General features: G+C 43.2%; 23 protein-coding genes, 1 tRNA gene and 3 pseudogenes. 19 read left to right on the forward strand and 8 right to left on the reverse strand.

Going from position 1 to position 25,594, the window contains the following annotated elements; genetic code table 11:
- The first annotated feature begins 93 nt into the window (after window positions 1-93).
- From AC6IZ0_RS05595 to AC6IZ0_RS05615, 5 genes are all read left to right on the forward strand, one after another.
- The gene (locus AC6IZ0_RS05595; protein ID WP_497725378.1) at window positions 94-264 is read left to right on the forward strand and encodes a DUF3611 family protein; all 171 of its coding nucleotides are present in this window, start codon (window positions 94-96) and stop codon (window positions 262-264) included.
- Window positions 245-682 carry a DUF3611 family protein gene (locus AC6IZ0_RS05600; protein ID WP_497725379.1) on the forward strand — a complete coding sequence of 146 codons (438 nt, stop codon included), beginning with the start codon at window positions 245-247 and terminating at the stop codon, window positions 680-682. Before AC6IZ0_RS05595 ends, AC6IZ0_RS05600 begins: the two co-directional genes overlap by 20 nt.
- A 329-nt stretch (window positions 683-1,011) precedes the next feature.
- Window positions 1,012-1,176 (forward strand): hypothetical protein, encoded by a 165-nt coding sequence (locus AC6IZ0_RS05605; RefSeq protein ID WP_497725380.1) that lies wholly within the window; start codon window positions 1,012-1,014, stop codon window positions 1,174-1,176.
- Window positions 1,177-1,335: 159 nt separating this feature from the next.
- Window positions 1,336-2,118, forward strand: a complete 783-nt coding sequence (locus AC6IZ0_RS05610) for an ABC transporter ATP-binding protein (RefSeq protein ID WP_271734320.1) — start codon at window positions 1,336-1,338, stop codon at window positions 2,116-2,118.
- A gap of 17 nt (window positions 2,119-2,135) precedes the next feature.
- Window positions 2,136-3,488: an MlaD family protein gene (locus AC6IZ0_RS05615; RefSeq protein WP_497725381.1), complete on the forward strand. Its 1,353-nt coding sequence runs from the start codon at window positions 2,136-2,138 to the stop codon at window positions 3,486-3,488.
- Here the strand turns inward: AC6IZ0_RS05615 and AC6IZ0_RS05620 are convergent.
- Complete coding sequence (locus AC6IZ0_RS05620; protein ID WP_497725382.1) at window positions 3,485-3,781, reverse strand: DUF3288 family protein; 297 nt, start codon at window positions 3,779-3,781, stop codon at window positions 3,485-3,487. The two genes, AC6IZ0_RS05615 and AC6IZ0_RS05620, sit on opposite strands and share 4 nt — an antisense overlap.
- A gap of 233 nt (window positions 3,782-4,014) precedes the next feature.
- Between AC6IZ0_RS05620 and AC6IZ0_RS05625 the strand changes: the two are divergent.
- From AC6IZ0_RS05625 to AC6IZ0_RS05635, 3 genes and pseudogenes are all read left to right on the forward strand, one after another.
- Window positions 4,015-6,469 (forward strand): annotated as a pseudogene (locus AC6IZ0_RS05625) (ATP-dependent Clp protease ATP-binding subunit).
- A gap of 155 nt (window positions 6,470-6,624) precedes the next feature.
- Window positions 6,625-7,767 carry an AAA family ATPase gene (locus AC6IZ0_RS05630; protein ID WP_280802085.1) on the forward strand — a complete coding sequence of 381 codons (1,143 nt, stop codon included), beginning with the start codon at window positions 6,625-6,627 and terminating at the stop codon, window positions 7,765-7,767.
- Entirely contained in the window at window positions 7,764-8,522 is a 759-nt protein-coding gene (locus tag AC6IZ0_RS05635; RefSeq protein ID WP_497725383.1) for a DUF3226 domain-containing protein, read from the forward strand. Before AC6IZ0_RS05630 ends, AC6IZ0_RS05635 begins: the two co-directional genes overlap by 4 nt.
- 144 nt (window positions 8,523-8,666) lie before the next feature.
- On the opposite strand, the pseudogene AC6IZ0_RS05640 reads toward AC6IZ0_RS05635, so the two are convergent.
- A pseudogene (locus AC6IZ0_RS05640) lies at window positions 8,667-9,402 on the reverse strand (2-phosphosulfolactate phosphatase family protein).
- A gap of 259 nt (window positions 9,403-9,661) precedes the next feature.
- Between AC6IZ0_RS05640 and AC6IZ0_RS05645 the strand changes: the two are divergent.
- The 4 genes from AC6IZ0_RS05645 to AC6IZ0_RS05660 all read left to right on the forward strand — a co-directional run bounded on the left by AC6IZ0_RS05645 (window position 9,662) and on the right by AC6IZ0_RS05660 (window position 13,747).
- Entirely contained in the window at window positions 9,662-10,081 is a 420-nt protein-coding gene (locus tag AC6IZ0_RS05645; protein ID WP_271734328.1) for a BlaI/MecI/CopY family transcriptional regulator, read from the forward strand.
- A 2-nt stretch (window positions 10,082-10,083) separates the two neighbouring features.
- Window positions 10,084-10,923 carry a M56 family metallopeptidase gene (locus AC6IZ0_RS05650; RefSeq protein WP_497725384.1) on the forward strand — a complete coding sequence of 280 codons (840 nt, stop codon included), beginning with the start codon at window positions 10,084-10,086 and terminating at the stop codon, window positions 10,921-10,923.
- 305 nt (window positions 10,924-11,228) lie between these two features.
- Complete coding sequence (locus AC6IZ0_RS05655) at window positions 11,229-13,301, forward strand: peptidylprolyl isomerase (protein WP_497725385.1); 2,073 nt, start codon at window positions 11,229-11,231, stop codon at window positions 13,299-13,301.
- Between the two features lie 314 nt (window positions 13,302-13,615).
- A complete protein-coding gene (locus AC6IZ0_RS05660; RefSeq protein WP_497725386.1) occupies window positions 13,616-13,747 on the forward strand; it encodes a hypothetical protein in 132 nt (43 codons plus the stop codon).
- On the opposite strand, the pseudogene AC6IZ0_RS05665 reads toward AC6IZ0_RS05660, so the two are convergent.
- Window positions 13,734-15,285: pseudogene (locus tag AC6IZ0_RS05665) on the reverse strand (ATP-binding protein). The gene AC6IZ0_RS05660 and the pseudogene AC6IZ0_RS05665 sit on opposite strands and share 14 nt — an antisense overlap.
- Window positions 15,286-15,350: 65 nt before the next feature.
- Here AC6IZ0_RS05665 and AC6IZ0_RS05670 point away from each other — a divergent pair.
- Window positions 15,351-15,578, forward strand: a complete 228-nt coding sequence (locus AC6IZ0_RS05670) for a hypothetical protein (RefSeq protein ID WP_271730461.1) — start codon at window positions 15,351-15,353, stop codon at window positions 15,576-15,578.
- A 142-nt stretch (window positions 15,579-15,720) separates the two neighbouring features.
- Here the strand turns inward: AC6IZ0_RS05670 and AC6IZ0_RS05675 are convergent.
- The 4 genes from AC6IZ0_RS05675 to AC6IZ0_RS05690 form a co-directional block, all read right to left on the reverse strand.
- Window positions 15,721-15,792 (reverse strand) — tRNA-Asn (locus AC6IZ0_RS05675).
- A 148-nt stretch (window positions 15,793-15,940) separates the two neighbouring features.
- Entirely contained in the window at window positions 15,941-16,489 is a 549-nt protein-coding gene (locus tag AC6IZ0_RS05680) for an NYN domain-containing protein (protein WP_497725388.1), read from the reverse strand.
- 218 nt (window positions 16,490-16,707) lie between these two features.
- Window positions 16,708-17,385, reverse strand: a complete 678-nt coding sequence (locus tag AC6IZ0_RS05685) for an ABC transporter ATP-binding protein (protein WP_497725389.1) — start codon at window positions 17,383-17,385, stop codon at window positions 16,708-16,710.
- 13 nt (window positions 17,386-17,398) lie between these two features.
- Window positions 17,399-17,674, reverse strand: a complete 276-nt coding sequence (locus AC6IZ0_RS05690) for a UPF0367 protein family (RefSeq protein ID WP_271730456.1) — start codon at window positions 17,672-17,674, stop codon at window positions 17,399-17,401.
- Window positions 17,675-17,969: 295 nt separating this feature from the next.
- On the opposite strand from AC6IZ0_RS05690, the gene psbD reads away from it, so the two are divergent.
- The 6 genes from psbD to AC6IZ0_RS05720 all read left to right on the forward strand — a co-directional run bounded on the left by psbD (window position 17,970) and on the right by AC6IZ0_RS05720 (window position 24,363).
- Window positions 17,970-19,028, forward strand: a complete 1,059-nt coding sequence (gene psbD / locus AC6IZ0_RS05695; RefSeq protein WP_497723984.1) for a photosystem II D2 protein (photosystem q(a) protein) — start codon at window positions 17,970-17,972, stop codon at window positions 19,026-19,028.
- Window positions 19,029-19,619: 591 nt separating this feature from the next.
- Entirely contained in the window at window positions 19,620-19,901 is a 282-nt protein-coding gene (locus tag AC6IZ0_RS05700; RefSeq protein ID WP_271733575.1) for a 4a-hydroxytetrahydrobiopterin dehydratase, read from the forward strand.
- 359 nt (window positions 19,902-20,260) lie between these two features.
- Window positions 20,261-22,033, forward strand: a complete 1,773-nt coding sequence (locus AC6IZ0_RS05705; RefSeq protein WP_497725390.1) for an iron uptake porin — start codon at window positions 20,261-20,263, stop codon at window positions 22,031-22,033.
- A gap of 182 nt (window positions 22,034-22,215) precedes the next feature.
- A complete protein-coding gene (locus AC6IZ0_RS05710; RefSeq protein WP_271733573.1) occupies window positions 22,216-22,653 on the forward strand; it encodes an RrF2 family transcriptional regulator in 438 nt (145 codons plus the stop codon).
- A gap of 38 nt (window positions 22,654-22,691) precedes the next feature.
- A complete protein-coding gene (gene cysK / locus AC6IZ0_RS05715) occupies window positions 22,692-23,654 on the forward strand; it encodes a cysteine synthase A (RefSeq protein ID WP_497725392.1) in 963 nt (320 codons plus the stop codon).
- A gap of 16 nt (window positions 23,655-23,670) precedes the next feature.
- Complete coding sequence (locus AC6IZ0_RS05720; protein WP_497725393.1) at window positions 23,671-24,363, forward strand: J domain-containing protein; 693 nt, start codon at window positions 23,671-23,673, stop codon at window positions 24,361-24,363.
- 213 nt (window positions 24,364-24,576) lie between these two features.
- Here the strand turns inward: AC6IZ0_RS05720 and AC6IZ0_RS05725 are convergent, their stop codons facing one another.
- Window positions 24,577-25,533 (reverse strand): ribonuclease Z, encoded by a 957-nt coding sequence (locus tag AC6IZ0_RS05725; protein WP_497725394.1) that lies wholly within the window; start codon window positions 25,531-25,533, stop codon window positions 24,577-24,579.
- Window positions 25,534-25,594: the final 61 nt, after the last annotated feature.

Here is a 25,594-nt window from a genome sequence, read left to right on the forward strand (position 1 = left end):
ATATTGATAAATATTAACTGCAATTCTGCCTCTGGATGATTACATTCACTACAGCAGCAAATTATCATCTAGGATGGGGGTAGGGTGAAAAATATGGAACCAAATACAGAAGTGCGATCGCTAGCACCATCACACCACAATAGAAATAGACAGCATAAAATCGCCACTCAAATTCGCCTCACAGGGTGGATTACCCTATGGGTACAATTAGCATTAGCCCTAGTTTGTACCTTATTGCTGTTATTTGCTTCTCCTGGGGCCTGAATTTGCTCAACAACCGAACCCCGGTTTAGGAATTGGTGTATTCTGGGTCGTCACCTCAATTTTATTCTTATTATTCAGCATATTTTGGGATTTTCGTTACACCCGCATAGGTAGACGCTTAGACAATCCTAACCCCACTCTCCACCCCAGTAAAGCAGATACCACCAGAGCCATCCGCATGGGTGTAATGGTGGGTTTGGTGGGAATACTCCTGAGCATTTTAGGCGCTACTACAAGCGTGAGTGTCCTAGTAGCAAAAGCTGTATCCCAACCCCCAGGAGTAGCGATTACTGACCCTAACAAAATCATTCGCGCCCTGGATGTGTTTATAGTAGTCGCTAACATTAATGGTATTGCTGCTCATTTTGTTGGTACAGTTGCTTCCATATGGCTACTGGAAAAAGTCCATCAACATTAGTATGGCGGCCCGTCCTGTCAGAACAACTACTTAGTACAATTAGGACTTGAACAAAGGGGAAAATATCCTCAAGTTTGATCTCAATAACCAAGCTATATTAGTTACTGAATACAGCACTTTCTACCTAGATAAAATACAGATATTAATTATAAAACTATTGTGGGGTGGGCATCCTGCCAGCTAAGAGTGTACCTCACCTAGATGAAATCCGCTGTATATAGTTCAGAATTAATGATACTCTAAATGGTAAAATATTGGTGTAAATTGCTTATGGATAGGTTATAGTACCCATTCTCCACTCCAGAAATAATCAAACTACTGTCAGATTTATGCCATTCTCTGACATCAAACTGGCTGCAGGGGGTAGATTGGTGTTACTAGCGACCATGGAAGAATTGCAAGGGGTAGAACACAGGACCATGCTACCACGTGAATATTTAGTGCGCGTGGAAAAGGCTATTTCAGAAGAAGCAGTTTTTGAGGGTGCGGCTTGAGTTTCCCGGATATGCTGCTTTGCTATACCCATTGGCAATCTGATAAACCAATTACCAGCTATTTTAGAGTATCCTCTCTATAAACATCAAGCCTATCGTTGAGTGATTAAATACCAAGTTTCCACTTATATTCTCTAACTACCCCCTAATTAGTGACCAATGAATGAACCATTAATTGAACTCAAGGGTATTTCTAAGTCCTTTGGTAGCAATAAAGTCTTAGATAATGTGGATTTGACAATTTATCGGGGGGAAGCCGTAGGGATTATTGGGCCTTCAGGAACTGGTAAATCAACGGTTTTAAGAATTATTGCGGGATTAATGGCTCCCGATAGTGGAGAAATTTACATTCAAGGGGTACGGCGAGATGGGTTAATTGAGGACAGTACTGATCCTATTGGTATTGGGATGGTGTTTCAACAGGCGGCTTTATTTGATTCCTTGACAGTAGATGAAAATGTCGGCTTTTTACTGTATCAACATTCCAAGATACCGCGATCGCGCATTCAAAAACTGGTTAAGGAAAAATTAGAAATGGTGGGTTTATCGGGAATCGGCCATCTCTACCCCTCTGAATTATCGGGGGGAATGCGAAAACGGGTCAGTTTTGCGCGAGCCATTATTTCTCATCCCGATCATCCCACCGACGGGCCACAAGTTTTACTATACGATGAACCCACCGCCGGACTTGACCCCATTGCTTCCACAGTCATCGAAGATTTAATTCGTCAGTTACAATTAACACAGGGTGTGTGTAGTACCTATGTGATTGTTACCCACCAAGATAGTACGATTCGCCGCACAACTGATAGATTGGTATTCCTTTATCAAGGTAAGGTGCAGTGGCAAGGTACAGTTAGTGATATAGATACCACAGACAACCCATTAATTAGACAATTTATCAGTGGGAGTGTACAAGGACCTATTCAGGTGGCTGGGTAGGTGCATGGAGGAAAATTATGCGAGATATCAGAACTAACAGCTTTGCGTCTAAGCGCACATTACGAGAAGGCTCGGTAGGGTTGCTCATCCTCATGGGTTTGGGAGCATTTGTGATGATTGTCCTCTGGTTGAATAGACTCACACCTGGAAAAAATTCATATAAATTCATAGTGGAATTTGCTAATGCTGGCGGTATGCAAAGAGGCGCACCAGTCCGTTATCGGGGTGTGAAAGTCGGTAATATTTCCCAAGTTCAAGCAGGGTCAAATGCTGTAGAGGTAGAAATTGAAATTGCTCCCGCTGACTTGATGATTTCCCGTGATGTGGTTATTGAAGCCAATCAGAGCGGGTTAATTAGTGAAAGTATTATTGATATTACACCCACAAAATCTCTACCTACTGGCGTGGCGATCGCTAAACCCCTAGATGATAACTGTGATCAGACCCTAATAATTTGTAATGGTTCACGCTTACCAGGTGATATTGGTATCAGTATTGATGAACTAATTCGTAGCTCAACCAACTTAGCCACCACATACAATGACCCGCAATTTTATCAAAGACTCAATCAACTTTTAGAAAGCTCAACAGCAGCAGCTACTAGTATCGCAGCCCTAAGTGAGGATGTGCGAAAATTAACTAAAACTTTTGAGGGACAAATAAGTACGTTTTCGGATACTGCCAACTCAGTACAACAAGCCACAAATCAACTGACTGCATCCGCTACTAAAACAGTAGATCAATTAGGTGTGACAGCAAGTGAATTTAGTTCTACAGCTAATCAAGCTAATCGGTTATTAAATAACCTAGATGAGCTAGTCACAAGCAACCGCAGTTCTTTAGTTGGTGCTTTAAATAATATTACTGAAACTAGCAACCAACTCCTAGTTACAGCCAATACCCTATCACCAGCGGTTAATCAATTAGCTGAAGGTGAATTACTCAAAAACTTAGAAACCCTTTCGGCCAATGCAGCCGAAACCTCAGCTAATTTACGCGATGCTTCTCGAAAGCTTAATGACCCTCAAAACCTTCTGCTCATCCAGCAAACCTTAGACTCAGCACGGGTAACTTTTGAAAATACCCAAAAAATTACATCAGACTTAGACGAGTTGACAGGTGATCCGGCTTTCCGGCAGAATCTCCTGCGGTTAGTCAATGGTTTAAGCGGGTTAGTGTCTTCTACACAACAGGTGCAGCAACAAGTTCAAGTAGCTACTACCTTAGACTCCCTCAAAACAGCCGCCAGCACACCTAATTTTGAAGTTTCTCCCCCACCCATTGTTAATTCAGCCATTCCCGCATCATCCCCAGAAAAGCTATTAAAGCAGCTGCGGAAGTATGGAGAACAAAGAAATGGAGAGGACTAATTCCAATCTTCCTCTGCTTTTTTGCCGCGACTTTGATAAATTCCCCCCAAATCATGAATTTTGCGAGTTTTATCAAAAAGTTCCGCCTCTGTCAAACCCCACTGCTGCATGATTTGATCCAGGTCTTTTTGAATGTCTCGCGCCCCGGGAAAGCCTTGATAACGAATTCTTAATCTGGCTAATTCTGCTAAATTGTAGTCTGTTGCCCCTTGAGCGAGTAAAATGTTAATAGAGGGGCGATCGCGGTTATAGAGGGGATGTTGTTGTTCTTTCTCACCGTGGGATTCTGACATGATTTATACCTTTGATGGAGTAACTACTTGATACCAATTCTAGAGTTAAAAGTTGTTATATTCCCCCATAATTAATCATGACGGCAACCACACCTCACCTCATACGGGTCTCACTACTGCCATGCAAGTTTAAATAAAGATACATTATCTTTAAGAAAATACAAAAAAGTTTAAATGAGGGTGAATATATAGCTCACCCAACGCCCAAAGCAGCAAGGGAGCAAAAACCCATTATGTTTGAACACTTCACTTCCGAAGCCATTAAAGTAATTATGTTATCCCAGGAGGAAGCACGTCGCCTGGGGCACAATTTCGTAGGAACTGAACAAATTCTCCTGGGTCTAGTGGGAGAAGGGACTGGGGTTGCTGCTAAAGTATTAGCCGAATTGGGTGTGACTCTCAAGGAAGCACGTCGGGAAGTCGAAAAAATTATCGGGAGAGGTTCTGGTTTTGTACCGCCAGAAATTCCTTTTACCCCCAAGGTAAAAAGCTTATTCGAGCAATCCTTTCGAGAAGCCAATAACCTGGGACATAACTACATTAATACTGAACACTTACTCTTGGGATTAACGGAGGCTGGGGAAGGTGTCGCCGCCAAAGTCCTACAAAATATCGGGGTTGATCTGAGAAATATCCGCACAAAGGTGATCCGGCGTTTGGGTGAAGGTGGAACTGTGTTCGCTAGCACAGGCGGTACTTCCCCCCGCAGCCAAAACCTCAGCTTGGAAGAATTTGGCAGAAACCTGACTAAATTAGCCCATGAGGGTAAGCTTGACCCCGTAGTTGGTCGAGAAAAAGAAATTGAGCGTACTATCCAAATTCTCGGTCGCCGTACTAAGAATAATCCTGTGTTGATCGGTGAACCTGGAGTTGGTAAAACGGCGATCGCCGAAGGTCTAGCTCAACGCATCGCCCATCAGGATGCTCCCGAAATTCTGCTAGACAAGCAAGTAATTAGTCTCGATATGGGGCTTTTAGTCTCTGGAACCCGTTTTAGGGGTGACTTTGAAGAACGCATCAAGAAGATTGTTGCAGAAGTCCGCTCCGCAGGGAATATCATTCTGGTAATTGACGAGGTTCACACCTTAGTTGGTGCTGGTGGTACAGAAGGCGGCTTAGATGCAGCCAATATCCTTAAACCAGCCTTAGCACGGGGTGAACTCCAGTGCATTGGTGCAACTACTCTCAATGAGTATCGTCAGCATATTGAGCGTGATGCAGCCTTAGAGCGTCGTTTCCAATCAGTGTTAGTAGGGGAACCCTCAGTACAAGAAACTATTGAGATTATCTACGGATTGCGGGGAGCTTACGAGCAGCACCATAAAGTACATATATCTGATCAAGCTGTGGTGTCCGCCGCTGAGTTATCAGACCGTTACATCAGCGATCGCTTTTTACCAGACAAAGCCATTGACTTAATTGATGAAGCAGGTTCCCGCGTGCGGTTGCGTCACTCTCGCACCTCTACAAATAAAGAACTCAAGCAGCAATTAGTCGGTGTCACCAAAGCCAAAGAGGAAGCAGTTAGACTGCAAAATTTTGACAGAGCATCACAACTGCGCGACGAGGAAATCAAACTCGAAGCCGAACTGCACGACATATCACAAACTGAGCAATTTATCAAGTCCCCCGTAGTAGATGAGGAAGACATTGCTCAAATTGTCGCCTCTTGGACGGGCGTACCAGTGAACAAACTCACCGAATCGGAGTCGGAGTTACTCTTACACCTAGAAGACACACTCCACGAGCGGTTAATTGGTCAAGAACAAGCAGTTACCGCCGTATCCCGTGCTATTCGTCGCGCCAGAGTAGGGTTAAAAAATCCCCATCGTCCCATTGCGAGTTTTATTTTCTCTGGACCGACAGGAGTGGGTAAAACAGAGTTAGCCAAATCCTTGGCCTCCTACTTCTTCGGGGCGGAAGAATCTTTGATTCGCCTAGATATGTCCGAATACATGGAGAGTCATACTGTTTCCAAGCTCATCGGCTCACCTCCAGGTTACGTGGGATACAACGAAGGCGGTCAACTCACAGAAGCCGTGCGCCGCAGATCTTACTCAGTGCTACTATTCGACGAAATCGAAAAAGCGCACCCCGATGTATTCAATATGCTGCTGCAAATCTTGGATGACGGACACCTCACAGACGCTAAAGGTCGGAAAGTGGACTTCAAGAATACCCTAATTATTCTTACTTCCAACATTGGCTCTAAGGTGATTGAAAAAGGTGGCGGTGGTTTAGGCTTTGACTTTGAGACTGAACAGGATGCTAACTATAACCGCATTCGTACCTTAGTTAATGAGGAACTAAAGGCTTACTTCCGTCCTGAATTTCTCAACCGCTTGGATGATATTATCGTCTTCACCCAACTGGCTAAAGATGAAGTCAAGCAAATTGCGGACATCATGCTCCGGGATGTTGCTACCCGCTTGACTGAAAAAGGCATTACTTTACAAGTCACAGACCGCTTTAAAGAGCGTGTAGTCCAAGAAGGCTATAGCCCCAGTTATGGCGCTAGACCCTTACGCCGAGCAATTATGCGCTTATTAGAAGACCCTCTGGTTCGAAGCTATGCTTTCTGGCGAAATTACCGATGGAGTTACAGCGATCGCCGATATTGACGATGACAATCATGTAACCATACAAGGCTCAGAAAAGCGAGAGTTACTCTTGGCTAATGCTGGTTAAGACCTCAAAGGAATATTTTAATTCAGGATTTCCCCCGGTAATTATACCAGGGGATTTTTTTATTTACATTGATCTAGCAAACTTTTGAATCAAACTCAACAATCAAAGCATAAGTCAGATAAAATTGGATGGCTACAACCTCGGTTTAGTTTGGTATGAAAAATCTTGAAAGCTTAACCATCCACCAATTTCGAGGTTTACAGAACCTGGAATTACAGGATACAGGACAAATCAATATCCTTGTGGGAGTTAACAACGCCGGTAAAACTAGTGTACTAGAGGCAATCTCAACTTATTGTCGTCCTCTAAATTTATCTGAGTGGCTGTCAACAGCATCGCGGCGAGAAATATATCGTAGTAGTTCCAGGTTGGAAGCTCTCAAATGGTTATTTCCCCAGCAGAGATACACAAACCATACTCAGAATTACCAAGGAAAAATATTAATCTCTAGTACCGGTGATTTCCCAGTCACTAAATTAGAAGCAACCTACCAGGAACTTGAAGTAACATGGATATCCAAACAAACACTTGGTGATGACGAAATAAATGATAGAGATGAAAGTATAGAAGATGATTTTAGCAATCGACAAGGTGCAGAGCTGGAACTAATGGTTACTCCTGCTAGTTGTCAAACAGACTCGTGTCAGAATCAAGATGCAATTACCGCAAAGTTTCAAATATGGGACAATGATAGATTTATTCCTAAAGGAGGGCAAAAAAATTTAGCATTACCTGTTGCTACCATTACACCATTTTCTCATCGTGCAGAACGGTTTCAAATGCGGCTGCTTTCAGATGCTATCTTTCAAGATTTCAAGTCAGAGGTAATTAAATTACTTCAGTATATGGACTCGGGAATTATTGACCTTGAGCTTTTAGTTCCTCCAGGTCAAAGAATACCTCGTCCCAGTATATACATTAACCATAAACAAACAGGTATTTCACCAATTAGTGTTTTTGGTGATGGTGTGTCTCGGTTGCTAACCATGGCTTTAATGCTGGTCAAGGTCAAGGAAGGAATTTTGTTAATTGATGAATTAGGAACCGCCATTCATACTGAAGCACTACAGTTTTTCTTTAAGTGGTTGGTTAATTGGTCTCGGAAAATGAAAGTACAAATTTTCGCGACTACTCACAGCCTTGAAGTGATTGATGCGCTTTTAGTAGCAAATACTGACGATGATCAATTAGTAGTATATAGAATAGAACCCAATAATTCAGAGACTCATGCAGTTAGGTTGAATAAAACTATACTCAAAACACTTCGAGAGGAATTAGGACAGGAGGTTCGCTGGTGAGTCGGAAATATGCTCTGATCGGCGTTGAGGGACCTCATGATTTAGCATTTGTTAGCAAGGTTCTCAAGCTACTAAAATTCCAAGCATTTGATGGAAAAGAATCTAATTTAGACCCTTTCTGGGCAAAATTTAAACCAACTTATCCTAAAAAAGGGGGGAATTTGTATGAAAGGTTAGATATGCCAGCAATTTATTATACAGATAATCTCTCAGTTGCTATATATGCAGGTGGTGGAAGTAACCTAGCGAAACTTCTATTAGCTATTTTGGCAAATCATACCCCATATAAACAAGAAATTGTAGCATTTGGAATTATTGCCGATGCTGATCAAGATTCGCCAAATAAGATTGCTCAAGAATATAGTGGAAAATTCCAAGTATATTTTCCGCAATTTCCCACAGTAGGAGGAAAAGTAGATACAGATTACCCACGCACAGGTATTTATGTACTGCCAGATAACATAAAACAAGGTGTATTAGAAAATATCCTTCATAGTTGTGGCCATTCTGCTTATCCTGTCCACATGGAGAAAGCTGAGTCATATTTAGCTGAGTTTGATGCAGAACATAAGCTGGATTGGAAACCATTTGATCATCAAAAAGCTTTAATAGCTACAGTTGTCAGTGTCCTTAAACCAGGGAAAACTAATACAGTGAGTATTAAAGATAATAACTGGATTAGTGAAGACACTTGTAGTCAGGTTCCGGCTCTGGAAAAATTTGTAGAGTTTATCAAACAACTGTTAGATATATAAATATTAAGATAATTTGCATACTGACTCAGATGTGATCATACATCTATGAGTCAAGATTAAGACAGGGTAAACCTATAGAAAAAAATATACCCCTCTCAAGATTGTAATCTAGAAAGGGGCATTGCAAGCAGAAACAATAATCTGCTATTGGCTTTTCAAAACTCCCGGCTCTTGCTGTATGGGTAAAACATCTAAAATATCCGTTTGAGCGCAATATTTTAAATCTTCATGTGACTCTAGACGTAACAACCTTTGACCATGACTAGCGTAGTGGAATAATCCTAATAAGTCATTTTGCCATTGTGCATAAAGAGCGATCGCACTAATGACTTCATCATTCCCAGCTAATTCGGCTGGTGAAATTTGGGACTGTGCTAAAAGACTGTGAGCGATCGCCCCAGCACAAACTGTATCTTCTAAAGAAAAACTGCCTTCCCAACCAGAGCCGACAATCCACACAATCTCAGGTTGTTTTTCCAATAGGAACTTTACCACAGTCGCCCGATTAATCAAAGCGGCAGCAAGTACAATCGGAGAATCTTGTACACGTTGTAAAGCCCGAGTTCCATTAGTGGTACTGATAAATAAACGCCGTCCTTTAACTACTTCCGGTGTGCAATCAAGAGGGGAGTTACCTAATTCAAAACCAGTTACTTTCGCGCCGCCGCGTTCTCCGGCTCGGAGTCGTTTTTTCTGGGGGCCAGTTTTCGCTGACCGCAATTAGTTGATCTAAATTACTGAAGGCTTGCACAGCTTCGCCTCCAGAAGCCAAAACAGTTGCTATTGTACTAGTAGCTCGCAAAACATCGACGACGATCGCGCAGTCGGGAGTTTTGTCGGTAGGAGTCAATTCAGGAGTGTGGTATATGAATAGCTTCACGCGGTGGATAAACCTGCTCTCAATACTATTGCCGAGATTACATTCTAATGGGTGTCATTTACCATGATCACAGTAAAAATCTGGGAATTTTTTATCGTCAGGCCAGAATATTTGTGATATGTGATTGCCAACTTGATGCCAAGAAACACAAATCAGGGTAATCTAAAAACATAATCAACCCCCTTCCTGACTTGGCAACATAGAGAGGGAATCTTTGTCATCCACTAGTCCCACCTCTCAAATTCGTGAGTAAATCAATATGGCACCTTTACCCGATTACCGCCCTAAACAATTATCTTTAGGACCCTTAGAAGCCGAAATTTTGAATATTATTTGGGAACTGGGTTCAGCTACAGTTAAGGATGTACACGATCGCATTCTCTTGGATCCTAACCGTGAATTAGCTTACACTTCTGTCACTACAGTTTTACGTCGCCTAACTGATAAGGGATGGCTCATATGCAACAAACAAGGGCGGGCGTTTTATTGGCAACCCCAGCTGACCAAGCAGCAAGCACAGGTAATTAAGGCTCACGAGCAGTTACAGCGATTTCTGGCTGTCGGTAATCCCGATGTCATCGCCGCCTTTGCTGATAGTCTGGATGAAGCCGCTAGCGACCAACTACAAGCCATCGCTAAACGCATTCAAGCCGCACGCCAAGCCAGGGAGGAACAATAATCATGCATCTGTTGATGATTTTGACTGCTTTCACAGTTGCTTGGAGTTTAAGAGTCTTTGGCAATCATCTCCAAGGTAGCTGGGATCTCCGGTGGCGGCGATCGCTGTTTTTGTTTCTTTTTCCCCCATTGTTAATTTTTATGACGGCGATCGCTGTCTTATTCATGGGACCCCAAGGCAAAATGGGGGGCGCACATACTGGCTGGTTAAGTTATGAACTAGCATTAATTTATCTGGCTTTTTTTGCCATTGTATGCATTACCCTAGGTTTCCAAGGTTGGCAATCTGTGGAGTCCGCCCGAAAATCTCCCTTAATTAATTTGCAGGGTAAACAAGTTAGATTATTGAATACAGACGCGCCCTTTGCTGGTCAAATTGGCTTTTGGCATCCAGAATTAGTAGTTAGTCAAGGATTACTGCAAACCCTCACCCCCGCCCATGTAGATAGTGTTTTAGCACACGAACAAGGACATTACCATTACCGCGACACATTTTCGTTTTTCTGGCTGGGTTGCATACGCGCTTGTACAAGTTGGTTACCTAATACAGATGTGTTATGGGAGGAACTCTTAGCCCTACGGGAATTACGGGCTGATAGTTACGCAGCCTCCCAGGTAGACCCTTTGCTTTTGGCAGAGTCATTACTAATGGTAGTAAGTAGCACCAGTGTATCCTCACCCATTTGCTGTGCAGCTTTAGGAGCTAATACAGGCAATCGCTTAGAACAAAGAATAGAGGCTTTATTATCACCACCAACACCCACACCAGAAATCAATTACCACTCCTGGAATGGGTTCATTTTAGCATTGATCCCATTATTAACAGTGCTATTTCATACGTAAAATCGCCGACACACTCCAACAGCGAAGCTAAAACCTACTCAAGTTGTACAGGCTGCTAAATAGATATAGCAATTCTAAATGATTCATGAACAATTTCTGTTCCGGTGTTCCCTGATCCGGTGTTCCCTTTCCTCACTGATAATTTCTCAACTCAAATAGGATGACTATATCAATAATGATTAATTAGCAGCCTTTACCAACCCCCACCTACAAATATTAAAAAAAATCTGGGTTAACCTCCGAAGTTAGTAACCCGATAAATTGCATCTTATTATACTATATACTCAATCCGTAACAAGTCTTCTATGACCACTGCTCAAGCTTTAACAAACCTCTCTTTTCCCATTCTCACCACACCCATCAATGATATTTTTGTGGGAGTCAATGCTTTAGATACAACTCTAGATTTAAGTAATTACTTTGATGACCCTTATACAACTGGTCTAGTAGCTAATTTTCAGTTATCTAACCCATCCATAGGTAATGGAGTTATCAAAGTAGTCCTGTTTGACCAAGAAGGACTAGGCGCACCCAAAACAGTGCAAAACTTCCAGAACTATGTCAACAGTGGCAGTTATGAAAATACTATCATTCATCGTTCTAATCCTAACTTCGTCATCCAGGGTGGTGGGTTTACTGTCGATAATTTAAATCTGGGAATAGTTCCCACCAATACACCGGTGGAAAATGAGTTTAGTCCACAGCGGTCTAATGTGCGGGGAACCATCGCTATGGCTAAACTAGGTAGTAACCCCAACAGCGCCACCAGTCAATGGTTTTTCAACTTAGAGGATAATTCCAGTAATCTTAACAATCAAAATGGTGGTTTTACAGTCTTTGGTCAAGTCTCTTCTAGCAATGACTTAAATACAATTGATGCGATCGCAGCAGTGCCAATTTATAACGCTAGTGGAATTCACCCTGCCTGGAGTGATCTTCCTCTCATTGTAGATGACCCTGCACAACCTGAGATTAACAGGGACGATAATTTTATCCGTTATAGTAACATTACAATTCTACAAGAAGAAGAAATAGAGTATACCATAGTTAGCAACTCCCGACCCGATTTAGTCACTGCTAACATTAACGGACAGCAACTTTTACTCGATTATCTTCCAGAGCAAACTGGGAAAGCAGATATTTCCCTTCGTGGGACTAACTTGTTTGGTGAGTTTGTAGAATATGAATTTTCTGTCACAGTGTTACCCAATTCTCAAAGCGTAACTCTAGCGATCGCCCCCACCAACGCCTTACAACCAGAAGGGAACGAAGGACTCACCCCCTTTACCTTCACAGTCACCCGCACAGGGGATACATCTAACACCAGTACTGCCATCTGGGCGGTTACAGGTACAGGTGAAAACCCTGCTAATACAGAAGACTTTGGCGGAACCCTCCCCACAGGTACAGTCACCTTTGCTGCTGGGGAAACATCTCAAGTAATTACAGTGAATGTCCAAGGTGATACGGAAGTAGAACAGGATGAGACCTTTACCGTTAGCCTCTCTAACCCTAGCAACGGGATAATTACCACCGACACAACTACGGGGACAATTCAAAATGATGATACACCACCAGTGGAGAGCGATCGCCAACAAATCACATCATTAGACAATTTAACTGTTAGCCCTGGTGGTAATGTATCTATTCCCTTATTCTACAACACCTCCACAGGTGATAATACCCTCACTGGTATTAGTTTACGGCTGCATTATAACTCTAATGAACTAACCTTCCAAGATGTAGAAAACCTCTTTGATAAGGATCTATTTGTCAACGTAGACAACCTAGCTGATAGTGGGGACTTTGACAACAACCCGAATACTGACAAGTTTATCCAATTTGGCTATACTGAGTTTGCTGGTAACTGGCCTAACCAAACCCTACCGTTAAAGTTAGGAGATTTCAACTTTACCACCACTGGTAACTTTGCGGGAACTCAACTTAATCTGACTTCCGATAATTTAGCCCCTGGTTATAGCCTAGAAGCAGACCCGATTTTAGTCAGTAAGCAGGAGTGGAATTTTGATATTGACGGGAATGGAGAAATCAAAGCCCTTTCCGATGGGATTATGATAGTGCGCCATCTGTTTGGTACTTTCCCCGGTGAGAGATTAACTGAAGGTGCGATCGCCCCTAACGCTACCCGCAACCTAGCAGAAATTCAAGCCTACTTACAACAAGGAGTAGATAACAAATACCTAGATATTGACGGGAATGGAGAAATCAAAGCCCTTTCCGATGGCATTATGATAGTACGCCATCTGTTTGGTACTTTCCCCGGTGAGAAATTAATTGAAGGTGCGATCGCCCCTGATGCTACCAGGGATTTAACCCAGATACAAGCACATTTAACTCAGTTCAGCACCGTAATATAGATGACTGTTGACCGTTACTCATATCCCCGACTTCTGACTATGATCTTGTCCGGTAGTGATAAATTTTGGTAGAAGTCGGGGATATTACCCAGCACAGTCAACACCCACCCCGCCAGGGGTTAAAAACCCCTGTCTGATAGCGATAGCGTGGCGTTAGCCATAAGCTAAAGTCGGATGAATCCGACTCGGTGTTGAATATAACTTTATAAATAGGGTTAACAATCATTGCCTAGAGTATTATATGTAACCTAATAACAGTCCACTTTTAGTGGACTTTCGCTATTAGCCGGGGAATTCATTCCCAGGCTAATCTAATGATTATTGATAGTCACACCTCCTCCCAGTCAACAGTCAACAGTCAACAGTCAACCGTCAACAGTCAACAGTCAACGGTTCGACTCCGCTCACCGACCACCGTCAACCAATCCAAACCTACCCCCGAATAACTGTAATATTTCTACCTTGAGGACTCACGGCTATTTCGGTGGTAGTGCGATCGCTAATGGGGGGTAAATCAGGGCGACGGTCAAATATTACTAACCATCCTGTATCTAAATTCAATCCTGATAAGTATTTATCTAACTGTATCAATCCTTTGGGTAAGGGGTCGGCTTTACCCTGTTTCCATACCTTTAATTCCATCCCTAAGACTACATCCCCATACCTTAAACATATATCCATCCTCCCGGAACCGATGGCGTATTCCCGCTCTAAGCTACCACCACCATTAACAACCCGGTGTAAAAATGCCATTAATACTAAGTGAGGAGCAATTTCTGGGTAAGGAGTGCTTTTAAATAATGGTTCCCCATGTTGTCGCCAAAAGTCTAAGAATAAGTCTAATAATTTTTCTGGGATTAATTCACCACTGGGACTCAACCATTCAGGTTCAATCACCCCTAAAGACATAATGGGGGTATAGGCTAAAACTTTAGGTAAAACTTCTCTATAAATCGGGTTAGCAATTTCTAAACCTCTAATAGGATGATAGCGACACAATCCTAAATCTAGGAGAAAACGAATATCATCATTAGGCACATCTGGTAATTCTTCCCCGGCTAACATGGGTTGAATAATCGCCTTAACCCTATCCTCTCGTAATCGCTCGGCGAGACTATCTAAATGGGTGTCTTGCCTTTGAATTAAGATATCTTTAGCTTGATTAATTAAATCTACCGTGATGGGAATGTTGGTATCTTCTGCTAAATATTCTGTAACTTGACGGGCGATCGCATTAACTAACCAAGGTTGACCCTGGGTTAAATAGTAGGCGTGATTAATGGCTTCGGGGGTGAAAATTTGCCCCGTGGCTTGGGTGTGTTGTGCGTATAGATTCCTTACATCTTCCAAAGTAAAATTATTTAAAGTTAAAGACTCTACCTTAATATTAAAGGGGCTAGAGGTATTTAATCTATCGCTACCACCAGAGGCTACCTTATAATCACGTACATCCCGCATCCCGATTAACGCCACACATTGGGGGAAACCTTGGGGGCGACGGGGATAACCGGAGCGTAATTGTCGCAGTACAGAAATTAAAGTTTCATCACTTAAAGCGTCAATTTCATCTAAGAATACCACCAGGGGTAAGGGTGAATCAGTTGCCCAAGTGCTTAAAAATGTGCCAATTTGGGAGCCAGTACCCACTTCTGTCCATGTAGTGGGCTGTAGATTGGCTGGTAGGTGAAATTTAACCGACTGTTTCCACTCATCTAAAATTGCTCGTTCAGCAGTTCCCGGTTTCATGGGGAAATACTGCGCCCACTTCTAAGGATAGTAAGACGGCGGTATATTTACCACTGGCTGTTAATTCCTGTGCTAGGGTGAGCATGGCAGTGGTTTTACCGGTTTGTCTGGGTGCATGGATAACAAAGTAATTCTCTTGCTCAATCAGGCGTTTTAACTCTGGTAACCGCTGACTGGTGGGTAAGGTATAGTGGATATTTGGCTTACAAGGGCCAGCAGTATTAAACCATTTAGTCATAATAGTTTATGTATAGCTTGATTTGATTATAACTTCCATGATTGTTGACTGTTAACTGTTGACGGTTGACCGTTGACAGGTCAGAAGTATTAATAGTCAACAGCGATCTGCACTTCGGCTCAAGCCGAGTGCAAGCTTTAGCAGCAGCGCTGGTGCGATCGCCCACGGATAACACCTACTGTGGACACTGGGTAAAATATCCGCGATTTCTGAGAAAAGTTTGGATATTAAAGGCGCTCGCCTTGATTGGATGTGAATACGATTTATCTTCTCAAATATCTATAGATAGATGACATAATTACCCCAATAGTATCACTGATTTGGCAATATAAAGCCTTTGCTGGCGATAAGGCAAATATATTATATACCCCTGGCTGACTTCTCTAATAAGTTCGGTATTCTAGTATTGTCTCTACTCAAAACTATTTACTTTAACTCCCCAGGCTGGATTCGAACCAGCGACCAATCGATTAACAGTCGATCGCTCTACCGCTGAGCTACTGAGGAACGCTCACAAGTAATAATCTTAAACCCAACATATAGAATTTGGCAAGTGTTTTACCAAACTTTTTTTTTGTAGATATTTAATTATGATCACACTGCAGCCCAAACCCTTGCCAGTACAGGGTTATCGCCCTTTAGATTCCATGGGCTACTATAACCCCATTCTCAACTGAGCTAATCGTTGGCGTGCTTTGGCATCAATGGAATTGGCTAAAAACCGACCTTTGGGTTGTTTGGGTTTTTGATATTTATCTCGCATCCGAGAAATTGTACCTTGCACGTCACTACAAAGCTGTTGTGCAGACAACAATTCAGCCCCATAGCCCTGAACTATCAACTGTTGGGCGCGGTCAGATGTGGCCACAATTACCCGATTAATCAGAGACTGCGCTTTTTGCTCCCGTAGAGATGCACAGGATTTTTCAATATAAGTGTCTGCGGTTTGTCCAAAGTCAGTGTAATGAACTGATAACAGTTCCGTAATCGTTTCTTGATTAGTAGGAGCTTTATGATGTTGGGCATCAAAAATTATTTGAGTGTTATAACCTAGAAACGAGCTGTAACTAGTCATTACTTCGACTAGTTCCCAGCGTGCAGCCTCTAGTCCTGAACGATCACGGGTTTTTTTCAGGCAAGGCCAAGCGCCAATTATATTGTAGCCGTCTACTAACAAGACAGCGGGTAGTAAGGAACGATGCATGGTATTTAATCACAGTTATCTAGAGTTAACAAAATTCATTCATAAATTTCATGGTAATTGAAATATTACTTGTAACTCTATGTTACAAACCATTAAAAAATTGCATCAGATGATAGGATTTCACTGCAAAAGGCTTGGCCAAACAGAAACGCGCCGGATCAAGGCGCGTCTCAATTGTTAGTAACTATTCAGAAAAAGGCATGGGAGCAAATGGGTATTTAAATTGATCCATTATCCATTGTCATCAACCTTTGCTTCAGACGCTGAGGATCACCTTGATCTATTAAACAGCCATTTTCTAGTAGAAAAGCACCGTCACAGTAGTTCAACTCATCTAGGCGATGAGTTACCCACAGAGCCGTCATTCCCCGACTTTTGACTAAACGACTCACACTAGCCACTAACTCTAATTGGCTATCTGGGTCTAAGAGGGCTGTCGGTTCATCTAAGAGTAAGATTTCACAACGCCGCGCGATCGCGCCGGCGATCGCCACTCGTTGTTTTTGTCCTCCGCTCAAAGCATAAATAGGGCGTAGTTGTAGGGTAGACAAATTCACCGACTTCAACGCCTCCTCAACCCTTGTCCTCACCGTCGCAGGGGGTAACTTTTCTTCTACCAGTCCAAAAGCCACATCAGCACCCACAGTTGGCATTACCAATTGATGATCAGGATTTTGAAACACAAAGCCAACGGGTTCTAGAACCTTAATCTCACCGGACTGAGGAGCCAATAGCCCCGCCAGTAGTCGGAGTAATGTAGATTTACCGCTGCCATTTGTACCCAAAAGCATCCAAAATTCACCTATAGGTACTTCCAGAGAACAAGATTGGATTGCCTTCGCGCCATTAGGCCAACTAAAATGTAAATTCTTGACCTCAATGCCAAATTCTGACATTTTCATACCCTAGTTATTCAGAAGCAGTGAGGGCAAAAAAGCCCGGTGGTCTACCACTGCTAGTAGTTGTACCATCTTTCTCGACAATCTGAACTCCAGAAATTTCACTGGCACGGACAGCAATTTTCTTCTCTGTCTTACCCTCACATTTAAGTTCCACGATGTCAGGGTTACCAGAGCGCATAGCGGCCAAAATTAGCTGATAGATAGCTTCAGCATCCTCTTGTGTCTTACGTTGTACAGATATGGGGAAGGCTGTATTTCTGATGCTTAGGTCAATGGTAAACATTTAGGATTAGTCCAACGTAACTGTAGGACTCATTTTAGCGTTAGCACATGGGGAATTGGGAATGGCGAATTAGTCGCTGTGGTCAACCCTCAACCCTCTGAGGGCTTTTTTGGCAAAAAATAAAATTTAATCCAGAATTAACTAGAAAAAGTCATCATTTGCACTTATAATTATGAGAGTCAGTAAAAATTTGTAAACTAGATTGACAATCTGGTAAACTATCTGCATAAAGATGGCTGTCAAAAGCTGATCTATAAGCAGACCTGTACTTATAAACATTTGGAGATTCGTTCTAATGACCATCGCAGTTGGACGTGCCCCCAGTACAAGAGGGTGGTTTGACGCTTTAGACGACTGGTTAAAGCGCGATCGCTTCGTATTCGTAGGCTGGTCAGGGATATTATTATTCCCCTGCGCTTACCTAGCACTAGGCGGTTGGCTCACCGGTACAACCTTCGTCACCTCCTGGTACACCCACGGATTAGCCTCATCTTACCTAGAAGGCTGTAACTTCCTCACAGTTGCAGTTTCCTCACCAGCAGACAGCATGGGCCACTCCCTGTTGTTCCTGTGGGGACCAGAAGCCCAAGGAGACCTCACCCGTTGGTTCCAACTAGGTGGACTGTGGCCATTCGTTGCCCTACACGGAGCCTTTGGCTTAATCGGCTTCATGTTACGGCAGTTTGAAATTGCCCGTCTAGTAGGCATCCGTCCCTACAACGCCCTGGCATTCTCAGGACCCATCGCGGTATTCGTCAGTGTATTCTTGATGTACCCCTTGGGACAGTCTAGCTGGTTCTTTGCACCCAGCTTTGGTGTAGCCGCTATCTTCCGTTTCCTTCTATTCCTCCAAGGTTTCCACAACTGGACACTCAACCCCTTCCACATGATGGGTGTAGCGGGAATATTAGGCGGTGCGCTATTGTGTGCTATTCACGGAGCCACAGTAGAAAACACCCTGTTTGAAGACGGCGAAGGTTCTAACACCTTCCGCGCCTTCAACCCCACCCAAGCGGAAGAAACCTACTCAATGGTGACAGCAAACCGGTTCTGGTCACAGATTTTCGGGATTGCTTTTGCTAACAAACGTTGGTTACATTTCTTCATGCTGTTTGTGCCAGTCACCGGGTTATGGATGTCATCCATCGGCATTGTAGGTTTAGCATTGAACCTGCGGGCTTATGACTTCGTTTCCCAAGAATTGCGGGCAGCAGAAGACCCAGAGTTTGAAACTTTCTATACCAAAAACATTTTGCTGAACGAGGGTATCCGCGCTTGGATGGCTCCTCAAGATCAGCCTCACAAACAATTTGTATTCCCTGAGGAAGTTCTACCTCGCGGTAACGCACTCTAAAATAAAAATCTCATTCTCGATTTTTCATTCGGCCTCCGCTCACAAGCGGGGGTATTTTTTTTTGGTCTAACTAAAATTCTGTGTTATATTGGGTGGAGGTTAACAACCCAGAGCCATATGCTCTGCCCTTTTGATACTAAGACCGCTTAGGCAACAAGGAGGTGATGCCCATGATCGAAAGTAGTATAACCATGGGTCATCAGGTTGCAGTTAGCCGGCTGTGCGCCGGGGCTGTTCTCTAAAAGTTAGCCTTAGTCACCTTGAGAGACTAAGTTAGCTCAAGTCACTAGGCTAAAGATCGGAGTTCCTTCCGGCAGTCTGGTTGCAATCTGAAGACCCACTAGACCGCTCTGATATTAGATCAACTGATCTAAATCAGAGCGGATAGTTTTTTATGGGTATTCTCAAATTTATCAATGGTTTTTGGCTCAATTGAATATAAAAATTACGTTACAGTTAGTTTGCACATTCATAGCAACTAAACCTGTTGATCATTCCTAGATAATTGTGTTTTAGGAATCAAAGGGTAAAGTATCAGCAAAAGATAATTTAGTGCAAGTTGTAGGCAAAATGTAAACAGGATTTGTTCATATGGCACAATTACTAACTGAGGTAGAAATTCAGTCACAGTCCAGCCGTTTGTCAGGTTGGACAGTTACAGGTTCTCAATTGCAGACTACCCGCAAATTTAAAGATTTCATTGCGGCGATGGAATTTGTAAACAAGCTGGTAGAACCTGCTGAATCTTCCGGACATCATCCAGACATAGGAATCTCCTATAACAAAGTCAATATCACCTTGACAACACATGATGCAGGTGGCTTGACACAAAAGGATTTTGATTTAGCTGAGGTAATTTCTCAAATCAGTTAAAAGTTTTTTGCTCACCAGATCTAATTATAGGTAATATCAATAATTGAGACTAACGGGGAACATATAATTTCTCGGATCGTCTCATTTTTTTAGATATTGGTGAGAGTTCATGAGGCTATGGGCTAATATCTTCTCATATACTTCAGGTGCATTATAATGGTACGCTATAGAGTTTTGTATTTGCCTTAGTTAATCACATTAATTTAAGATTAATTTAAGTTTTGAATTAATAGGTTATTAGCTAGGTAAAAACTAAACTTTTGATAATAGCAACTGTATCTCATGAATACAAAAATTGTTTAATTCATGAGGTAAATGTAGCAACAATTATCTATACAAGGTGTGAGTTAAAAGCTAAAATGTCTAATATGATATTGCGGAAGTCCCTGGTGGTTGGTCCGGCAGTTTTGGGCGCAAGTTTATTAGTTTCAGGAACAGGAATCGCCGCCCCAATTACTACGACTGAATTCTCTACAATTCCACAACCAGCGGCTACTGAGTTTTCTCCCGTAACTCAGGACAGTGGTGTTATTAACCAAGTTAATAACTACAGCAATGAAGGTGGAGAAAATACAATTCTCTCCCAAGTAACATCGGTTTCCGATTTTCATGAAGTAAAACCGACAGATTGGGCATTTCAAGCGTTGCAGTCCTTAGTTGAGCGCTACGGTTGTATTACAGGTTACCCAGATGGGACTTATCGCGGTAACCGGGTTTTAACTCGTTACGAATTTGCGGCTGGTTTAAACGCCTGTTTGGATAGGGTTAACAAGTTGATCGCCACAGCCACCGTTGACATGGCGACCAGACAAGACTTAGCTGTCTTAGAGCGGTTGCAAGAGGAATTTTCCGCCGAGTTGGCAACTATACGCGGTCGTGTAGATTCCCTAGAATGGCGCACCAGTGAGTTGGAAGCTAATCAGTTTTCCACTACTACCAAGCTAACTGGTGAAGCAATTTTTGCTGTTACCGATGCCTTTGGTGATCGAGTTGGCGATAATAACAACGGTGTTTTTCAAAACAGAGTCCGTTTAGGCTTACATAGCAGCTTCACTGGTCGGGATGTTTTGACTACCAGTTTAGTATCTGGTAATTCTAATAACTTTGACCTAGGTAACGATGGACAACTCCCAGCGGGTGCAGATGGTTTACCGGCCATCGCCAAAAGCGGTGAAGGTATGCAAACATTTAACATTGGTAATACCGGTGCTAACAATGTTGAGATAGATAGACTCACCTATCAAGCTCCCCTCGGTCGCGGTCAAGTTTACCTTGCGGCTCATGGTGGTAAACATAGCCACTATGCACCTGTTAATAACCCTTACTTTGCTGATGGTACAGACGGAGGTAATGGTGCTTTAACTACTTTTGCTGCTCAAAGTCCTATTTATCGCATTGGTGGTGGTGCAGGTCTTGCTTATACCTTACCCTTGGGTGAAGGTGGCCTTAGCAATAGCTCCGTAACTGTAGGTTACTTGGGATCAGAACCTAATGATCCCAGTCTCGGTTCCGGTATCTTCCAGGGTAACTATGGCGCTTTGGGACAGTTTAACATCAACCTTGGCGATCGCGTGGCACTAGCAGCTACCTATGTACGTGGGTATCACGGAACAGGTTCGGCTATCTTCGATAGTGGGTCTAATGCCAAACTTGATCCTTTTGGTGCGAGTCCTTCGCCTCGACCCATTGTTGGTACTACTGTAGCAAACTATGGTGGTATTAACAACCAAACAGGCGATCGCAGCCCCTTTTCCACTCAGTCTTACGGTGCTTCCGCCGCCTTCAGACCCAGTGAAAAGTTATCCATCAGTGGTTTTGTGTCCTATACTGATGTCGAAGGCTCTGGTGATAACGACAACAGCGAAATTTGGAGTTATGGAGCTGGGATAGCCTTACCTGACTTCGGGAGAAGAGGTAACGTTTTGGGGATCTTCGCCGGTGCTCAACCCCACGCATTTGATAGAGTGCAAGGCTTAGACAAAATTCCATACCAAGTTGAGGGCTTCTACAAGCATCGCATTTCTGATCACATCTCAGTCACTCCCGGAGTGATTTGGATGACCAACTCTGGACAGAACGGTAACAACGAGGATGTATTTATCGGTACTGTCAGAACCACCTTCAATTTCTAGAAACTGGTAAATCTGCTCAAAATTTCCTCCTTAATTAATTGCGCCCCGCCATCACCCGGGGCTTTTTCTTGTCCCTGAAATTAAAGAGCAAACCCCAGTGGAGAACCGGAGTATACTAGAAAAAGTTAAGAGTCATTACTCTATTTAACTTTTTCTTGACCCCTTACTCATAATTACTGCTTGTGGAACTATCATGTAAATCTGAATACGCCATTCTCGCCCTCATCGAGATGGCAACTCATTATCAAAGCGGTGAACCGATGCAAATTCGCCAAATCGCCGCCCAACAGAGCATACCCGACCGCTATTTGGAGCAGTTACTGGCGACTTTGAGACGGGGGGGTATAGTCAAGAGTCAACGTGGTTCCAAAGGTGGCTATTTTCTGACGCGGGAACCTTGGAAAATTACAGTTTTCGATGTTTTACAATGTTTGGAAGGGTTAGATATACGGACTTGTGAAGAAGACAGCAATCCTAAAAGTATAGATACTGCTGTGATTAAAGACATCTGGCAGGAAGCTTGTCAAGCGGCAAACTTAGTGTTACAAAACTACACAATTCAGGATCTTTGTGAAAAAAGGGATTCCCGTCGGCAATTGGATATTATGTACTACATTTAGTTTTCACAGATAAATAAATAGGAAAATTAGCAATAATTATGAAAATAGCCCGTAACATTACAGAATTAGTTGGTCGCACACCCCTAGTACAGCTGAACCGTATCCCCCAAGCGGAGGGATGTGTCGCCCAAATATTGGTGAAACTCGAAAGTATGAACCCCTCATCCTCAGTCAAAGACCGCATTGGGGTGAGTATGATTAACGCGGCCGAAGCAGAAGGCTTGATTACTCCGGGAAAGACCTTATTGGTAGAACCCACATCAGGAAATACAGGTATTGCTCTAGCTATGGCCGCAGCAGCTAAGGGTTATCGGTTAATTTTAACTATGCCAGAAACCATGAGCGGAGAACGGCGGGCGATGTTGCGGGCTTATGGGGCAGAATTAGAACTAACACCGGGAATTGAGGGTATGAGTGGCGCAATTCGCCGCGCCCAGGAAATAGTTGATACTACCCCACATACTTATATGTTGCAGCAGTTCCGCAATCCCGCCAATGCCAAAATACATCGGGAAACTACAGCTGAGGAAATCTGGTCAGATACCGATGGGCAGGTAGATATGATTGTGGCTGGTGTGGGTACAGGTGGTACAATCACCGGTGTGGCGGAAATTCTCAAAGCCCGAAAACCCAGTTTTCAGGCCATCGCCGTGGAACCAACCAATAACCCAGTATTATCAGGAGGAAGACCAGGCCCCCATAAAATCCAAGGAATTGGTGCTGGGTTTATCCCTCAAGTTCTGAAAGTACAACTGATTGACGAGGTAGTTACTGTTACTGATGACGATGCGATCGCCTATGGTCGCCGTTTAGCCAGAGAAGAAGGGCTACTGTCGGGTATATCTACCGGTGCAGCTTTATGTGCAGCCATTCGGGTAGCACAACGAAAAGAGAATCAAGGGCGCTTAATAGTCATGATTCAGCCTAGTTTTGGAGAAAGATATTTAAGTACACCTTTGTTCCAAGACTTGGAAGCTAAAGTAGCCACTAGCATCAGCTAAATGTTACATTAAATTCATGGTCGATTCCAAACAAGTTTATAACCATTACGAAACTCTCAAAGTAAATGCCAATGCTACCCAAGCGGAGATTAAGCAATCTTATCGCCGCTTGGTGAAGTTGTTTCATCCGGACAGTAATCAGGAAACAGCAGATAAAGAGCAGATTATTCGCATCAATGCAGCCTATGAGGTCTTAAGAGACAGTCAAAATCGCCGTCAGTATGACCAACAACTGCAAGACAATTCGGAAAAATTAAATGGTCAGTATCAACAACGCCCTGGTCAACAACGTTACCAAACCACTAGACCAACGGGACGAGATGCTGATGAACAGGTTGAGGAATGGCTACGCTTGGTTTATCAACCAGTCAATGAACTGCTTGATCGGATTCTCTATTCTCTAGAAGATCAAGTTGAGGAACTAGCGGCGGATCCTTTTGATGATCAGTTATTAGAGGAATTTGCAGAATACTTAAACACCTGTCGAGAAGACCTGAAGCAAGCCCAAGTTGTTTTTCGTTCCCTACCAAATCCCCCCAGTTTAGCTAAAAGGGCGGCTTATTTATACCACAGTCTGGGTCAAGTAGCAGATGGTATAGAAGAGTTAGCGTATTTTCCCTTAAGCTATGATGAGCGTTATCTGCACACAGGACAAGAATTATTCCGTATAGCTGCTAGATTACACAAGGAGGTACAAGATTTCTGTTGAGAAAGTCCTAATTGACAAGGTGATTGGGCTTTACACAGTGCTCAAGGCGATCGCCTTGAGCAGCCTTCAATAGGTAAAATCTTCCAGTAAGACCTCAAGTAGCCGTACAACCTCATCATAGGTGGAGGCGGGTAGGACTGTTTGAACCAGTCAAAGCCCCTTTGGGACACAACAGTATGGCTACGGTCCGCCAGCTATCGGAATCCACCTTTTTCAAAGCGTGCAGAGATCAACAGCCTCCCTTCTCCTGGGTACACTGTAAGTCATGAAATCATAGGCCATATGTGTATTAGGAAAAATTGCCCTGGCTTCATTGAGTAAATCTTTTAATTCAATGCTGTTACCGGGAGCATATCGGGGACTAAAATGAGTCATAATCAACCGGTGCGCCCCACCCATTAAAGCTGTCTGCGCCGCCATGGTGCTGGTAGAATGCAATCGCTCAAAAGCTAAATCTGCATCTTGATGGGCAAAGGTAGCCTCATGAATCAACACATCTGCATCTTGTGCTAATTCTACCGCACCATCAGCATAAATTGTATCTGTACAATAAGCTATTTTGCGCCCGATTTCTGTAGGTCCACATAATTCTGTACCCTTAATTACTCTTCCGTCGCTGAGTGTGACTATTTCACCGCGCTTGAGTTGACCGTAAACCGGACCTGGGGGAATTTGTAAGGCTTTGGCTTTGTCTATATCAAAGGTTCCTGGGCGGTCTTTTTCCGAAACCCGGTAACCAAATGCTGTAATGCGGTGATGTAAAGGGCTACACCTGACGGTAAAATCATTATCTTCATAAATAATTCCCGGACGCACAACATGAACCTTGATAGGATAAGAAAAATGTGTATGTGAGTAACGCGTAGCAGTTTGGATATATTCATTTAATCCCGGTCGTCCGTAGATATCAACTCGTTGCACATTCCCACCTAACCCGCAACTAGCCAAAAGTCCCATTAAGCCAAAAATATGATCACCGTGCAGATGGGTGATAAAAATTCGGGATATTTGACTCATTTTCAGGTCACTCCGCAAAATTTGATGCTGAGTCCCTTCGCCACAGTCGAACAACCATAGTTCTGCCCTTTGGGGTAATCTTAGCGCTATGCTCGAAACATTGCGCGATCGCGTAGGTACACCAGAACTCGTCCCTAAAAAAGTAATCTGCACTGTGTTTTTTAGCCTTCCTTTGACTAAACTGTTTACTTTCTATCTTGGCACGGTTTTTGAG

The sequence above is a fragment of the Anabaenopsis sp. NIES-4685 genome (assembly GCF_059725405.1).